We start from the raw sequence: 15,548 nt of genomic DNA on the forward strand, positions 1-15,548 counted from the left end.
AGAGGCAGGAGTATTAAGAGTGACAACGACATTGACGCCGCTGATCGCGGGCAATTGGAAAATGAACGGCATTCGCGCGTCGCTGGACGAACTCCAGAGCCTGGCGGATATGCTGACAACCGGTGAGGCGCCCCGCGCCGTCGTGGTCATCTGTCCTCCTGCAACAATTCTGGCAGCCGTCGCGCGGCAGGGCGCCAGCAGCGGCATTCTGGCCGGTGGCCAGGATTGCCATGCCGCTGCCTCCGGCGCCCATACCGGGGATATTGCGGCCGGAATGCTGGCCGATGCGGGCGCGCAATATGTCATCGTTGGCCATTCCGAGCGCCGCGCCGCCTATGCCGAAACCGACGCCACTGTTCGCGCCAAGGCTGAAGCGGCGATCGGCGCCGGGCTCAAGCCGATCATCTGCGTGGGCGAAACCGAGGCTGAGCGCGACAGCGGTGAGGCCGAAACCGTCGTCGCCACCCAGCTTGCCGGATCGATTCCCGATCATGCCGGTCAACACGAGGTGATCGTCGCCTATGAGCCGGTCTGGGCGATCGGCACCGGCCGCACACCGACCAGCGAAGAAATCGCACAGATGCATAATCGCATCCGCACCATTCTGGCCGACCGGTTCGGGGACAAGGGCGTCGCCATCCGCATTCTCTATGGCGGCTCGCTCAAGCCGCAGAATGCGCGGGAAATCCTGGCCATCGAAAACGTCAATGGCGGGCTTGTCGGGGGCGCCAGCCTCTTGGCAAAGGACTTCTACACCATTATCTCCGCCGTATAACAAGCGCGAGACGGCAGAGGCCGGCTGGAAATTCCGCCCGGCCTCTGGCAATTGCGGCACGAGGCGTGTAAGACGCGCCATCTTTTGACACGACCTGAAACTGAGACACGATGGCGAACGTCCTGATTGTTGCCTATTTGCTGATCGTCCTGGCGCTGATCGCGGTGATCCTGCTGCAGCGCTCTGAGGGCGGTGCGCTGGGCATTGGCGGTGGCAGCGGCGGCTTTATGACCGCCCGCGGCTCGGCCAACCTTTTGACCCGGACCACGGCGATTCTGGCGACACTGTTTTTTGCCACCGCGATCGGGCTGACCGTTCTCAGCGAATTGGATCGCGGCACGTCGGGCATTCTCGAACGCGCAGTGCAAGGTACCGATCAGGCCGCGCCGACCAGCGTGCTTGATGCACTCAATTCGCTTCAGGGCGGCACCACCTCCGATCTGCCGGTTCCGGCAACCGACCCGGCGGCCCCCGCTGGCTCCGACCCGGTGACCGAGGATATCGGCACTATGGCCCCCGCCACTGACACCACTGCGACGACTGCCCCGGCCGCCAATAGCGACCTGCCGGTGCCGCAGGCTCCGGCGGAGACGTCGACGCAAACACCGGCCGCTCCGGCGACCAACTAACCGCCGCAAGGCGCAACGGCAGAGGGGGATGGAAACATCCCCTTCTTCTTTTTGTGTAGAGCCGCACACAGGCTCTACGAATCGACGACGATGTGATTAAGGTGAACGCCCATGGCTCGGTACGTATTCATCACCGGAGGCGTGGTCTCCTCATTGGGTAAAGGTCTTGCATCGGCGGCGCTTGGCGCAGTCCTGCAAGCGCGCGGCTACAAGGTGCGGTTGCGCAAACTTGACCCCTACCTCAATGTGGATCCCGGCACGATGTCGCCCACCCAGCACGGTGAGGTGTTCGTCACCGACGACGGCGCCGAGACGGATCTCGATCTGGGCCATTATGAGCGCTTCACCGGCCGGGCGGCCAACAAGCGCGACAACATTACCACCGGCCGCATCTATTCCGATATCCTGGCCAAGGAGCGCAAGGGCGAGTATCTCGGCGCGACTGTTCAGGTCATCCCGCACGTCACCGACGCGATCAAGAATTTCGTCATCGAAGGCAATGACGAGTTCGATTTCGTGCTGGTCGAAGTCGGTGGCACGGTCGGCGATATCGAGGGCCTGCCGTTCTTCGAGGCGATCCGCCAGCTCGGCAACGATCTGCCGCGCGGCCATGCCTGCTATCTGCACCTGACGCTGATGCCCTATATTCCCTCGGCCGGTGAGCTCAAGACCAAGCCGACCCAGCATTCGGTGCGCGAACTGCGCTCCATCGGCATTGCGCCGGATGTGCTGCTGGTGCGCTGTGATCGCCCGATCCCCGAGGGCGAGAAGAAGAAGCTCAGCCTGTTCTGTAACGTGCGTGAAAGCGCCGTCATTCAGGGGCTCGACGTCGCTTCCATCTATGATGTGCCGCTGGCCTATCACAAGGAAGGGCTGGATCGCGAAATTCTGGCTGCCTTCGGTATCACCGATGCGCCGGCACCGGACCTCAAGGCCTGGGAAGATGTTTCTGCCCGCCTCCACAATCCGGAAGGCGAGGTCAATATCGCCATTGTGGGCAAATATACCGGCCTCAAGGATGCCTATAAGTCGCTGAGCGAAGCGCTGGCCCATGGCGGCATTGCCAACAAGGTCAAGGTCAACCTGCAATGGATCGATAGCGAGGTCTTCGAGCGCGACGATCCGGCGCCATATCTCGAGCATGTGCACGGCATTCTGGTGCCCGGCGGATTCGGCGAGCGCGGTTCGGCCGGCAAGATCGAGGCGGCGCGCTTCGCCCGCGTCAAGGATGTGCCCTATTTCGGCATTTGTTTTGGCATGCAGATGGCTTGCGTCGAAGCGGCCCGCAACACCGCCGGCATCAAGAATGCCTCATCCACCGAGTTCGGCCCGACCAAGGAGCCAATTGTGGGCATGATGACCGAGTGGGTGAAGGGCAATGACACCGAAAAGCGCGGTTCCGAGGGCGATCTGGGCGGCACGATGCGGCTCGGCGCCTATCCGGCGCAATTGACGCGCGGCAGCCGTGTAGCCGATATTTACGGCTCGACCCGCATTTCGGAGCGCCATCGCCACCGCTACGAAGTCAACATGGACTATCGCAAGCTGCTCGAAAAGAATGGCCTGCTGTTCTCAGGCGTCTCGCCCGATGGCAAACTGCCCGAGATTGTCGAACGCACGGACCATCCATGGTTCATCGGCGTGCAGTTCCATCCGGAGCTGAAATCCAAGCCGTTCGAGCCACATCCGCTGTTTGCCAGCTTCATTGCGGCGGCGATGGATCAGAGCCGGCTGGTTTAGAGCAGGCCATGGCCGAGATCGTCTCGCTATCCAAAGCCCGCAAGGCCAAGGCCCGCGTCGCCAAGGATACGCGGGCGGCGGAGAATCGCGTCAAGTTCGGACGCACCAAGGCCGAGAAGACCTTGGCCGAGGCCGAGAAGGCGCTGGTGGATAAGCGGACCGATGCCCACAAGCGGGGCGAGGACGAATAAGCCCCTATTTCGCGTCGCGGATCGCGGCGATGATTTCGGCCAGCAGGTCATGCAGATCGTCGCGGTGGCCGGTATTTGCCGCGCCCGTGGTTTCGTCCGATGTCATCACGACGGTCAGATCCAGCGCCGGCACGATATAGAGCATCTGGCCGCCGAAACCCCAGGCAAAGCGGGTGTCTTCACCACCGATATTACGCAAGAACCAGCCATAGCCGTAGCTGTCGCCGGTCCGGATGGATCGCGTATGCGGGGACCAGGATTGCTCGATCCAGGCTTGCGAGATGACGCGCGTACCATCGGGGGCGAGACCGCCGCTGCGATAGAGCTCGCCAAAGGCCAGCAGGGAGCGCGGGGGCATGGCCATCTGGTTGCCGCCCAGATAAATGCCTTGCGGATCGCGATCCCAACTGGCGATGGCGAAGCCGGGGACGACGCCAAGCCATTCGCGGGCATTTGCCAGAGTAGAGCGGCCGGTTTGCTGGGTGAGGATGGCTGACAGCAAATGGCTGGAGCCGGTCGAATAAAGCATGCCGGCGCCCGGATCATCGACAAAGGGGCGGGAAAGGGCGGCGCGGACCCAATTATCGCTGGCGACCCAGCGGCCATAATTCACCCCGGAGGTAGGTTCGAGCCCCGCCCGCATGGTGAGCAGGTCGCCGATGGTGATGTCCTCAATGCGGGCATCGGCATTGGAGGGCAGATCATCGCGCAGGATTGGCGCAATCTTCTGGTCGGCGCCGTCCAGAATGCCCTTCTCGATGGCGATGCCAACCAGGGCCGAAATGATTGTTTTTGATGCCGATTTTATGTTCGTCGGCGCGTCCAGCCCGTGGCCGTTATAGCCCCGCTCGGCAATGATCTCGCCGTTTTGCGCGACGATTACCGTCTCCAGCGGCTCAAGCCGCTCGGCGTCCTCAAGGACTTCAGCCAGCAGAGGCGTCGAATCCTGCGCGAAAACAGGTGAGACGAGGAGCATCGAGATGGCGAGGGCCAGGCTGAGGAATATCATCGGCAATCCTTCCGAGATGGGGCGACGAAATCCTGTTTCGAGGACGTGAAAAATCTACCGACCAGCAGGTGCATGATTGTGGCGCCGATATCACGATACTGTTCGCATCCGACGGATGGTTGCGGGCAGGTGATCCCACCCTCAATCCCTCCTCTCAAGGACGACGTCGTGGCCGGCTGCGCGCTAGTGGCTGTCCCTCAACCGCTTTTCGCCCGCCTCAATGCGGAACGGCAGCACGTTTTCGGGGGGCGGCAGCGGGCAGACGGCGTGTTCGGTGAAGGCGCAGGGCGGATTGATGGCCTTGTTGAAGTCGAGCACGATGGTTTTGTCGGTGACCTCCTCGCCATAAAGGAATCGAGAGGCGGGATAGGTGGAATCCTTGGAGGTCGGGTCGCGCAGCACGAATTGGGGCGATTGCGGCGTACCATGGGTGGCGATCAGCTCGTAGGTCTTGCCGTCATGGGTGAAGACGGCCTTGTGGGTGGCTTCGATATCGGTGGGGATGGATTTGGTGGTGTCCACCGTCATGCCCTTGGGGGTGGCGAAGGGGACCCAATCGGCCACGATGCGCCATTCGGGCCGGGCCGGGAAATAATCGATGCCAGGGAAGCGGGCAGGCGCGGGCGAGGCGGTGTCACGCACCCGCAGGGCATTTTCGCCATTGAGCGTGGTGATTTCGAGCAGTAGCGAGCCGGCGGTGAAGCGTGGCGGATGGTGCTTGTCGAGCTTGATGGCCTGGAGGGCACCGCCATCGGCGGGGGTATAGGTGACCTTGCCGCCGGCGTCCTGAGTGATCGCGCCGACACGGGCAGGACCGGCCGAGAGGACGATGTCATTATCCTCTGCACTGCCGACGGTGACCGTGCCTTCGGCCAGCCAGAAGCGGCCGATAATGTTGAGCCAGCCATCGGGCGCGGTGAGATTGGCGAGGCGCTTGGCCTTCCAGGCGTCGAGGGCGGCGAGATAATCGGACATGGCAAATTCCTTCAGGCGGGCATGCGCGGCACGCTACTAAGCAGCCGCTGGGTATATGGGTGTTGCGGATTGGCAAGAATAGAGGCGGTGGCGCCGGCTTCAACGATCCGGCCTTTTTCGAGAATGACGATCTTTTGGCAGAGGGCGGCGACGACGCCCAGATCGTGCGAGACAAAGACCAGGGTCATCTGCTCGCTCAGGCTTTTGAGCAGGTCGACGATACGGATGCGGGTGGAGAGATCAAGCGCGCTGACGGCTTCGTCGGCCAGGAGCAGGCTGGGGCCGGCGACGATGGCGCGGGCGATGGCGATACGCTGGCGCTGGCCGCCGGAGAATTCGTGCGGGTAACGGCCCAGGATATTGCGTTCGAGGCCGACTGAGGCCAGGGCGTCGGACACCATCTGGCGGTGGTCGCCGGGAATGCGCAGGGCGCGCAGGGGCTCGGAGACGATGGAAAGCACGGCCTGGCGTGGGTCGAGTGACGAATAGGGGTCCTGGAAAACCACCTGTACCTGGCGGCGATAGTCGCGCATGAAGCGGGCGCTGCGCGGATCGAGCGGGGTGCCGTTGAAGGTGATGCTGCCGCTGGAGGGGCGGGTGAGGCCGAGCAATAGGCGCAGGAGGGTGGTTTTGCCGGAACCGGATTCACCGACCAGGCCAATGCTGTCGCCGGGCTCGATGGTGAGGGAAACGCCGTCGAGTACGCGTTTGCTGGCATTGTAGCTGAAGGTGACGTCTTGGACGCTGAGGAGGCTCATGGTTGCTCTCCCAAAGCGGCGTCGAAGGCGTGGGCGGCGGCGACGAGGGTGGCGGTGTAGTCGTGTTGCGGGCGGGCAAAGATTTCGGCCACGGGGCCAGTTTCCACGATGACGCCGCGACGCAGCACGGCGACACGATCGACAATGCTGGCGACGACGGGGAGATCGTGGCTGATGAAGAGCAGGGCCATATTGCGCTGGCGGACGAGGTTATCGAGCAGGCGCAGGATTTCGGCCTGGGTGGTGACATCGAGCGCGGTGGTAGGCTCGTCGGCAATCAACAGATCGGGGCGGCAGGCCAGGGCCATGGCGATGGCCACGCGCTGGCGCTGGCCGCCGGAGATTTCGTGCGGATAGGCGTGAGCAATGCGTTGCGGATCGGGCAGGGCGACGTCGGCCATGAGGTCGAAGATGGCTTTGTCGAGCGCGGCGCCGGAGAGCGGATTGCCGTCGCGGGCGGCGCGGCGTTGCAGGGGCCCCGCGATCTGGCGGCCGATGCGCATGAGTGGATCGAGCGCGGTCAGCGGCTCCTGGAACACCACGGCGACCGCGGTGCCGCGCAGGCGATTGAGCTGGTGGTCGGGCGTGCCGATGATCTGCTGGCCGGCGAGGGTGACCGAGCCGGTGGCCTTGATGCTGGGGGGCAAAAGGCCCGTGGCGGCCATGGCGGTGAGGGATTTGCCGGAGCCGGATTCGCCAATCAGGCCCAGCCGCTCGCCTGGGGCGATGCGCAGGTTGAGGCTTTCGACCAGCGTGGTGGTGCCAGTTTTGATTGTCAGGCCGGCAATGTCGAGCAGGGCACTCATCGCGCGCGCCTTGTGGGATCAATGCTGTCGCGCAGGCCATCGGCGAGCAGATTGATGCCGATCACCAGCGAGACGAGCGCAATGCCGGGAGCGATGGCGCCGATGGGGGCGGTGTAGACCGTGCCCTGAGCCTCCTGCAGCAGGCGGCCCCAGGAGGCGTTGGGCGGCGGGGCGCCGAGGCCGAGATAGGACAAGGATGCTTCAGCAATGACGGCGAGACCGAATTGCAGGGCGAAATTGACCGACAGGGTCGGCCAGATATTGGGCAGGACATGGCCGAAGACGATAGCTGGCCATGACGAACCAGAGGTGCGGGCGGCGGTGATGAAATCCATCAGCAGCACGCGCTTGACCAGAATGCGGGTCAGCCGGGCGACGATGGCTGAGAGCGCAATACCGATGGCAATGATCGCGGAGGCCAGGTTCGCCGTGTCGCTGGCGGCGACCACCAGCATGGCGATCAGCAGGGTGGGGAAGGCGATGAGGATGTCGAGGGTGGCCGCGAGCGCGTCATCGAGCAATTTGCTGGCGAAGGCGGCCAGGATTCCCAGGGTGACGCCGAGAGCCGCGCCGATGGCGACGGCGCCGGTGCCCACGATGAGGGCTATGCGCGAGCCGACCATGATCTGGGTGAGGAAATCGCGGCCGAGCCGGTCGGTGCCCGCCCAGTGTAGCCATGATGGGGCTTCAAGGCGTCCACCGCTCATGCCGGTGGGGTCGTAGGGTGTCCAGACCAGGGTGAGCAGGCCGATGGCAATGTGAAGGCCCACGAGGGCCAGGCCTGCCCAGAGGGTGACGGAGCCATGGCTGCGGCGCTTGGGGCTGATGACGTCGAGCGTGGTCATGGCGTGCCGGCCCCACGGTCGCGCAGGCGCGGGTCGATGAAGCGCTGCAGCAGGTCGGCGGCAAAGCCAATCAGCAGGACGAGGAGGGTGGAGACGAAGAGTACGCCCTGCACGTTTGGATAATCGCGTTGCTGGATGGCGAGCAGCAGCATGGAGCCGAGGCCCGGGAGGCTGAAGACGCGTTCGATGACGACGGCGCCGAGGAAGGTGCTGGCCAATTCAATGCCCAGAATGGAGATGACCGGGACGGCGCCGTTGCGCAGGCCGTGGCGGATCAGGGCCTGCGGGAAAGATGAGCCGAGGGCGCGGGCGGTGCGCAAATAGTCGCTGCCGAGCACGTCGAGCGTGGCGGCGCGGACATAGCGCAGCACCGAGGCGGCCATGACGAGGGCAATGGTGAGGACCGGCAGGATCATGGCCACGGCGGCTTCGCCGAAATTGGTCCAGCCGCGCAGGGGGAAGCCACCCGAGGGCAGCAGGCGCAGATTGATGGCGAAAAGCGTCACCAAGAGGATTCCGACCCAGAAGACGGGAATGGCGATGCCGAGTTGGGACACAACGGAAATCAGCCCGCCATACCAGCGGTCGGAGCGGACTGCGGCGATGATGCCGAGGGGAATAGCGAGGGCTAAAGCGAGCAGGAAGCCGAGAAAGGTCAGCGGCAGCGTGACCGACATGCGGTTGCCGATTTCCCCGGCGACGGAGGCGCGGCTGACAAAGGATGTGCCGAGGTCAAAGCGGGCCAGATTGCCGATGAAGGAGACGAATTGGGTGTAAAGCGGCTGGTCGGACCCGACCTGGCTGCGGGCCGCCGCGATCTGCGCTTCAGTAGCGCCGACGCCGAGCAAGGCATTGGCCGGATCGCCCGGCAACAGGCGCAACAAGACGAACAGCACGATAGCCGCGATCAGCAGGGACGCGATGAGAATGACCAGACGGCGCAGTGTATAAGCGAGAATGGGGAGCCTCCGAGTCAGTTGGGGCAGGGTAACGGTTTTGGAGGAGGCGGGCCACACGAGTTCGTGGTGTTTACGCATACCCGCTGCCAAGCCGGATGCCGTGAAGCCGCTACCCCACCGCATCTCCCTCGAGCTCGCCCCGAGGGTCCTTCGCCGCTTGTGCCGGGTTGGGAATGGCCCTCGGGTCAAGCCCGAGGGAGTACAGTAGTTTTTCGTATTCAGGCGCTTAGTTCGCCTTTTTGATCTCATAGGCGAAGAACTGCGAGTTCAGCCCGTTGACCGGATAGCCACTGACATTGGCCGCCGAAACCACGATCTGGGGGTACAGATAAAGCCAGTTACTGGCAGCATCCTCGGCAATGATCTTGTTGGCCTCGGTGAGCTTTTCCGTCTGCTCGTCGATGGAGCCGGCGGCTTCGGAATCGGCGATCAGCTTGACCACTTCGGGATTGTTGTAGCCCCAGTAGAAGTCGGGATTGCCGTAGAAGACGATGTCGCGGTGGTTGACGTGCTCCTGCAGCGTCGCCTCGAAATTGTGCTCCTGGTAGATCTTTGTGTACCATTCATTGGCGGTGATGATGTTGATGTTCACCGTTACGCCGACCTTGGCCAGTTCGGTCTGCAGGAACTGGGCGACCAGCGGGTGCGGGTCGTAATCTGGGGTGTCGAGGGTGAAGGTGAAGCCATCGGGATAGCCGGCTTCGGCCAGAAAAGCCTTGGCGCTATCGGGATCATAGGCATCGACGCCGGTAAGATCGACATACCAGGGATCGGTCGGGGGCACGAAGGAGCCGATCAGCGTGCCGTAATCACCCCAGATGGAGTTGAGCAACCTGGCCTTGTCGACAGCGCGCGCCAGGGCCTTGCGCACCTGGACATTGTCGAAGGGCGCCACGCGATCGTTATAGGCGAGCAATTCCTTGGTGGTGGAAGCGCCCTCGGTGACGGTGAAAGATGGATTGCCCGCGAACTGCGCCAGCGAATCCGGGCTCTGCACCGAGGTGATGACGTCGACCGCATTGGTCAGTAGCGCATTGTTCAGCGCGGTGGCGTCGGTGAAATAGGTGTAGATCACTTCGCCATTGCTGGGAGCCGTGCCCCAATAGCCATCGAAACGGGCCAGCGCCAGGGCCGAGCCGCGGCGCCATTCTTCCAGCGTATAGGGGCCGGTGCCGTCTTCGGTGGCGGTGATGTCGGTGGCCGCGTCGTTGACGATCCAGACATAGCTCAGATTATAGGGCAGCGAGATCGAGCGGGCCGAAAGGGTAATGACCACGGTCTTATCGTCGGGCGTTTCAATGCCGGTAATGGTCGAAAGACTGCGCTTGCGCGAACTCTTGGAGGTCTCGGCGGTAACGCGCTCGATGGAATATTTCACATCGGCAGCGGTGAGCGGGTCGCCCGAATGGAAGGTTACGCCATCCTTGAGCGTGAACGTATAGGTGAGGCCATCCTCGCTGACGGTATAATCGGCGACCAAAGCCGGCTCGACGCTACCGGCATCGGTCAGCTGGAACAGGGCTTCATAGACATTGCCGTTGAAGGCCTCGTTGATGCCCTGACCGGCGCCAGCCGTATTGTCGAGATTCTGCGGTTCATAGAGCGAGCCGATGCGGATGGTGGCATTGGGATCGAAATCCTGGGCGAAAGCCGCCGGGGCAAAGGCGACGCTGGCGAGCAGGGAAGCGGTCAGCAGAATGCGGCGCGAAATGAGGGACATGGCTGGAAAGCTCCTTATGTATCGGCCTGCCCTTGGGGTCAGCGCCATCTGGTAAAAGACATATCGCTTGGGGCCAGAAAACTCTATGAGATCAGTAGTCTATCCATGCTTGCTGTGCATTTGGATCGAAATGCCTTTCGGACGAAGGCGGCATTTCGGGAAAGCTATTCCAACACCGCGCCATTGGCGATGTAAACCGCTTCACTTGTTCTAGCGTCGCACCCCCAGCCGCGTCATCTTTTCGCTCAGCGTACGGCGGGGAACGCCCAGCGCGTCGGCCGTGTCGGCGATGGAATTGTCGTGCTTGCGCAGCTCGGCCTCGATGATGCTGCGCTCATATTGTGCCAGCCGGTCGGCGAGGTTGAGGCTCTCGTCCGATGTGCCGGGTTTGATGCCAATGGCGCTCTGGATGGAATAATTGGCGCTGGAGAGGCCCAGGGCGAATTTGTCAGCCACGGTTTTCAGTTCGCGGACATTGCCGGGCCAGGCATAGCGGGACAGGGCCTCGATATCGGCGGGGTGAAGCGGCTGGGAGGGGCGGTTGAAGCGCTTCTGCGCCAGTTCGAGAAAATAGTGGAACAGCAGCAAGGCATCTTCGCCGCGCTGGCGCAGCGGGGGCACGGCAATTGTCGCCGTGTTGAGCCGATAATGCAGGTCGGCGCGGAAGCGGCCGGCTTCGGCCTCGTCCAACAGATCGACCTTGGTGGCGGCGATGATGCGCAGATCGAGCGGGATCTGGCGGTTGGAGCCGACGCGTTCCACACTGCGTTCCTGAATGACGCGCAGCACCTTGGCCTGGGCGAGCAGGGGCATGGATTCGATTTCGTCGAGCAGCAGCGTGCCGCCATTGGCGAATTCAAACTTGCCGATGCGTGGGCCGGCGCTGCCGGTAAAGGCGCCGGCTTCGTGCCCGAACAATTCGCTTTCGATCAACTCCGCCGGGATGGCGGCGCAATTGACGGCGACGAACGGCGCGGCCGAGCGGGGAGAGAAATCGTGCAGCGCTCGGGCGACGACTTCCTTGCCGGTGCCGGTTTCGCCCAGGATGATCACGTCGGTATCGATGGCGGCGACATCGAGAATGAGCTGGCGCAGATCCTCCATCACGGGGGATGAACCGATGAGGCGATTGGACAGTTCGGCGGCACCGCCATCCAGCCGGCGGCGTAGATTGACCAGTTCGCGGCGCACGCGGGCCTGTTCGGCGGCGCGCTCGATCACGTTGACCAATTGTTCGGGTTCATAGGGTTTTTGCAGGAAATCATAGGCGCCGTCGCGGATCGCCTTGACAGCCATGGGCACATCGCCGTGAGCGGTGATCAGGATGACCGAGGTGGTGGGGTCCTTGTCGCGGATCTGGGCGAGCAGGTCGAGGCCCGAGACCGAGGGCATGCGCACGTCGGATATGACCACTTCGGGCTGGGCGTCGCCCAGGCGCGTCATGGCTTCGCGGGCGCTGCCTACGGTGGTGACGGCGAAGCCCGACAGATTGAGCCATTGGTCGAGCGCGTTGCGGACAATGCCCTCGTCCTCGACGATCATCACCGATGTTTTGCTGGTCATGCGAAATCTCTGCTTTGGGGCGTGGCGATTTGGGCAAGGGGCAGGGTGATGGTGAATGTCGCGCCTTCACCAGGGCGGCTTGCGACCTCGATACGACCGCCCATTTCGCGGATAAGGCCATAGGAGATGGAAAGCCCCAGGCCGAGGCCCCGCCCGGGTTCCTTGGTCGTGACGAAGGGGTCGAACAGCGTGTCGATGACGGCCGGATCGATGCCGCTGCCATTGTCCGCCACGGTAATGACGGCGTGCTGCCCGGTATCGCAGGCCGTGATCTTGATCGTGGCGTCTTCCAGCCCCGCCATGGCGTCGGCGGCATTGGAGATGAGATTGACCAGCACCTGCTCGATATGGATCGGGTTGCCGGTGACGATGAGGGCGTGCTGGGGCGCCTCAAGGGTAATGGCAAGGCTTGGGTCGTCGCGGAAATGGCTGGCGAGCTCAATGGCATTGTGGGCAATGTGGACGATATCGCTCTGGATCGAGATTTCAGTTTCCTTGCGGGCAAAGGTCTTCAGGTGCCCGGTCAGCGCCACCAATCGCCCAATGACGCCTTCCATGCTGCCAAACAGATCCGCAAGCTCTGGCACCTTGCCGCGCGCCAGCAGTTTGGCGCTGGCGGTTTGCGTGCGCAGCGCCGCAATGGGCTGGCTGACTTCGTGGGCAACGCCGGCCAGCGCCTGGCCGAGCGTGGCCAGCTTGGCGGCTTGCACCAGCCCTTGCTGGGCTGCCTGGCGGGCTTTTTCGGCTTCCTGGCGCTCGACGATCTCGCCGGCAAGCCTGCTATTGGCTTCCTGTAATTCGCTGGTGCGGAGCAGCACGCGTTGCTCGAGCTGGTCGTGGTCTTCAAGGCGGGCACGGATCAGGCGCTGGCGCTGCATGAACAGCATGGCGGCCAGCAGGATGGCGCTGACGGCGACGCCGACAAAGAACGTGGCGGTCCAGGCCCAGTTGGAAATCGGACCCAGCGGAACGAAGGAGAGCAGGCTCCAGCCATGTAGCGGCATGCGCAGGCGATCGACCATGAACTCGCCATTGATCTCGCTGTCGCCGCTGCGCAGCACGGCCAGTTCCGCGCCACGCCATGGCTCTATGGATTGCACGATCCCCTCGCCATTGATGGCGACGCCGAGATAGCGCTGGTCGCGGGCCAGGGTTTCAAGACCGCTCGGGTGGGTGTCGACCAGTGTGCGATAACGCCAATCGGGGCGGGTAGAGAGAATGCCGACATCATTGCTGTCGAAAATGCCGATCAACTCGCCCGAGCGCCACCACACGGCTTCGATCTCGCCCAAATTGATCTTGACCACTGCGACGCCCAGCGGGCCATCGGGACCATCGATCCGGTTGGCGATGAAATAGCCCGGAACGCCCGTGGTGATGCCGACGGCGTAGTATTTGGCGGCGCCGTCGAACATGGCCTCCTGGAAATAGGGGCGTTCGGCATAGTGGCGGCCCACCATGGATTGGTGGGTCCACCAATTGCTGGCGGCAATGGCGCGGCCGGTGACGTCGACGATAAACAGCTCTTCAGCGGCGGCGGTGCCGCCCATATTGGACAGGAAGCCATTGGCGCGGGCGCGTAGTGCATCGTCGCCCGGATTGGCGAGCACGTCGCGGATTTCGGAGGCCTGGGCCAATGTCGTGGGTAGATAATGATAGCGCTCGATATTGGCCTCGAGCATCCGATCGAAAATCTGCAGGCGCCGTTCACTGATATCATGGGCCGCGGCGATGCCGCTTTGTAGCGCGATCTCATAGGCGAGCAGGCATGAGGTCAGAACGATGACGGCACAGCCGACCGCGATCAGCAGGCGCTGATAGGGCGACAAGGGCGTCGTGCGGCCAGCCATGGTAATATCCTCCAATAGCGGTCCTATGCCATTGGCGGATTTTTGCCAAGTCTGCATCCAGAGTTGGCAATAAATTGCCGGAAATACCTCATGCTGCTGTCTAGTTGCATTGGTGATATGCTTAAAACGCAGGGGTTTGGGCGATCTGGCACGGAAGCTGCTTAGGGCCTGATGCGCGAGGAGCGCTGATCTTTCGGGAGGAATCAAAATGAACAAGACAATGCTGTCTCTTGCCGCCGGCCTGATGCTGGCGGGCGCGAGCATGACGGGCACCGCCATGGCGCAGGATTACCCCACCAAGCCGGTCACCGTCGTGGTGCCGTTCTCGGCTGGCGGGCCGACGGATACCGTCGCCCGGCTCGTTGCCGAAGTGATGAGCGATGATCTGGGCCAGCAGGTCGTGATCCAGAATGTGGGCGGCGCCGGTGGCACGCTCGGTGCCGGCCAGGTGGCAGTTGCCCCCAATGACGGCTATACGCTGCTGCTGCATCATATCGGCATGTCCACCGCGCCGACGCTGTATCGCAGCCTGCCGTATGATCCGGCCACCGATTTTGCGCCGATCGGGCTGATTACGTCCGTGCCGATGACGTTGGTGGCTCGCAAGGATTTTGAGCCCAGCACGCTGCCCGAACTGGTCGCCTACATCAAGGCCAATGGCGAGAACGTCACCTATGCCCATGCCGGTATCGGTTCGGCCAGCCAGCTTTGCGGCATGCTGCTGATGAATGCGCTCGACACGCAGATGACCACGGTGCCCTATCAGGGTTCCGGCCCGGCAATGACCGACATTATCGGCGGGCAGATCGACATGATCTGCGACCAGACGACCAATACCACGAGCCAGATCCAGGCTGGTGAAGTGAAAGCCTATGGCGTGACCACCCTGACCCGACTGGGGAATCTGCCCGATCTGCCAACCACCAAGGAAGGCGGACTCGATCTTGAAATCGGCGTTTGGCATGGCCTTTATGCCCCTGCCGGCACCGATGCGGCAATCATTTCGCGGCTCGAAGCTGCACTGCAGAAAGCCTTGACCGACGAGACCGTGGTGAGCCGCTTCGCCGAATTGGGCACCCTGCCGGTCACGGCCGAGGAAGCAACCCCGGCCGCATTGACCCAGACCCTGGCCAGCCAGACCGAACTGTGGCGCGCGGTTATCGAAGCTGCGGGCGTTTACGCCGACTAAGCCGAATGCGCGCTTCCGCGTCCTTCGGGGCGCGGAAGCGAACAAAGGAACCAGGGGAGAAGGCAGCAGTGGTTTCCAATTTTTCGACCAAGGATCTTGTATCGGGCGGCATCTTCGTCGCGGCGGGGGCCTATTTTGCCATCGAGGCACTCAATTACGAGACGGGCACGGCGTTTCGCATGGGCCCCGGCTTCATGCCGCTGCTGCTGGGCAGTGTCCTGGTGGTGCTGGGGCTCGGCATTGCCGCCAGCGGCTGGAAGAAGCCCGATGCGGAAAAGCCACTCTCGCCGCCCTGGCGGGCCATGGCACTGATTATCGGCGTGATCGTGTTTTTCGGGCTGACCATTCGTGGGCTGGGCTTTGTGCCGGTGGTGCTGATCGGCTCCTTCGCGGCGGCCATGGCCAGCCGGCTCAATTCACCGCTGTTCTCCATCATCCTGGCCGTGGCGCTGACGGTGATGTGCACGCTGATTTTCGTTGTCGGCCTCGGCATGAGCGTGCCGATGTTCGGCCCCTGGCTCGGCCAGTAGGAGCGCAAT

15 protein-coding genes are annotated in these 15,548 nt (G+C 63.0%); 6 read left to right on the top strand and 9 right to left on the bottom strand.

Features of this window, described 5'->3' with window-relative positions:
• The first annotated feature begins 19 nt into the window (after positions 1-19).
• The 4 genes from tpiA to FF80_RS00545 all read left to right on the top strand — a co-directional run bounded on the left by tpiA (position 20) and on the right by FF80_RS00545 (position 3,335).
• Positions 20-775, top strand: a complete 756-nt coding sequence (gene tpiA, locus FF80_RS00530) for a triose-phosphate isomerase (protein WP_035096727.1) — start codon at positions 20-22, stop codon at positions 773-775.
• A gap of 110 nt (positions 776-885) precedes the next feature.
• Positions 886-1,404, top strand: coding sequence for a preprotein translocase subunit SecG (gene secG / locus FF80_RS00535; protein ID WP_035096729.1), 519 nt, complete (start codon positions 886-888; stop codon positions 1,402-1,404).
• Positions 1,405-1,515: 111 nt separating this feature from the next.
• A complete protein-coding gene (locus FF80_RS00540) occupies positions 1,516-3,144 on the top strand; it encodes a CTP synthase (protein ID WP_035096731.1) in 1,629 nt (542 codons plus the stop codon).
• An 8-nt stretch (positions 3,145-3,152) separates the two neighbouring features.
• Entirely contained in the window at positions 3,153-3,335 is a 183-nt protein-coding gene (locus tag FF80_RS00545; protein ID WP_035096734.1) for a DUF4169 family protein, read from the top strand.
• Positions 3,336-3,339: 4 nt separating this feature from the next.
• Here FF80_RS00545 and FF80_RS00550 read toward each other — a convergent pair whose 3' ends face one another.
• The 9 genes from FF80_RS00550 to FF80_RS20750 all read right to left on the bottom strand — a co-directional run bounded on the left by FF80_RS00550 (position 3,340) and on the right by FF80_RS20750 (position 13,820).
• Positions 3,340-4,344, bottom strand: coding sequence for a serine hydrolase (locus FF80_RS00550; protein WP_035096735.1), 1,005 nt, complete (start codon positions 4,342-4,344; stop codon positions 3,340-3,342).
• Between the two features lie 183 nt (positions 4,345-4,527).
• Positions 4,528-5,319 (bottom strand): DUF1684 domain-containing protein, encoded by a 792-nt coding sequence (locus FF80_RS00555; RefSeq protein ID WP_035096736.1) that lies wholly within the window; start codon positions 5,317-5,319, stop codon positions 4,528-4,530.
• Between the two features lie 11 nt (positions 5,320-5,330).
• A complete protein-coding gene (locus FF80_RS00560; protein WP_035096737.1) occupies positions 5,331-6,077 on the bottom strand; it encodes an ATP-binding cassette domain-containing protein in 747 nt (248 codons plus the stop codon).
• The gene (locus FF80_RS00565; protein ID WP_035096739.1) at positions 6,074-6,883 is read right to left on the bottom strand and encodes an ABC transporter ATP-binding protein; all 810 of its coding nucleotides are present in this window, start codon (positions 6,881-6,883) and stop codon (positions 6,074-6,076) included. Before FF80_RS00565 ends, FF80_RS00560 begins: the two co-directional genes overlap by 4 nt.
• Complete coding sequence (locus FF80_RS00570) at positions 6,880-7,728, bottom strand: ABC transporter permease (protein ID WP_035096740.1); 849 nt, start codon at positions 7,726-7,728, stop codon at positions 6,880-6,882. Before FF80_RS00570 ends, FF80_RS00565 begins: the two co-directional genes overlap by 4 nt.
• On the bottom strand, positions 7,725-8,765 hold the full coding sequence (locus FF80_RS00575) for an ABC transporter permease (protein WP_081917110.1): 1,041 nt from the start codon (positions 8,763-8,765) through the stop codon (positions 7,725-7,727). Before FF80_RS00575 ends, FF80_RS00570 begins: the two co-directional genes overlap by 4 nt.
• 148 nt (positions 8,766-8,913) lie before the next feature.
• On the bottom strand, positions 8,914-10,407 hold the full coding sequence (locus tag FF80_RS00580; RefSeq protein WP_035096742.1) for an ABC transporter substrate-binding protein: 1,494 nt from the start codon (positions 10,405-10,407) through the stop codon (positions 8,914-8,916).
• Positions 10,408-10,617: 210 nt separating this feature from the next.
• Positions 10,618-11,970 (bottom strand): sigma-54 dependent transcriptional regulator, encoded by a 1,353-nt coding sequence (locus FF80_RS00585; RefSeq protein WP_035096744.1) that lies wholly within the window; start codon positions 11,968-11,970, stop codon positions 10,618-10,620.
• The gene (locus FF80_RS20750) at positions 11,967-13,820 is read right to left on the bottom strand and encodes an ATP-binding protein (RefSeq protein ID WP_052153016.1); all 1,854 of its coding nucleotides are present in this window, start codon (positions 13,818-13,820) and stop codon (positions 11,967-11,969) included. Before FF80_RS20750 ends, FF80_RS00585 begins: the two co-directional genes overlap by 4 nt.
• A 208-nt stretch (positions 13,821-14,028) precedes the next feature.
• Between FF80_RS20750 and FF80_RS00595 the strand changes: the two genes are divergently transcribed.
• Positions 14,029-15,009, top strand: a complete 981-nt coding sequence (locus FF80_RS00595) for a tripartite tricarboxylate transporter substrate-binding protein (protein WP_152558213.1) — start codon at positions 14,029-14,031, stop codon at positions 15,007-15,009.
• 68 nt (positions 15,010-15,077) lie between these two features.
• Positions 15,078-15,539 (top strand): tripartite tricarboxylate transporter TctB family protein, encoded by a 462-nt coding sequence (locus FF80_RS00600; protein ID WP_035096748.1) that lies wholly within the window; start codon positions 15,078-15,080, stop codon positions 15,537-15,539.
• Positions 15,540-15,548: the final 9 nt, after the last annotated feature.

The organism is Devosia sp. LC5, from assembly GCF_000735585.1.
GTDB lineage: Bacteria > Pseudomonadota > Alphaproteobacteria > Rhizobiales > Devosiaceae > Devosia.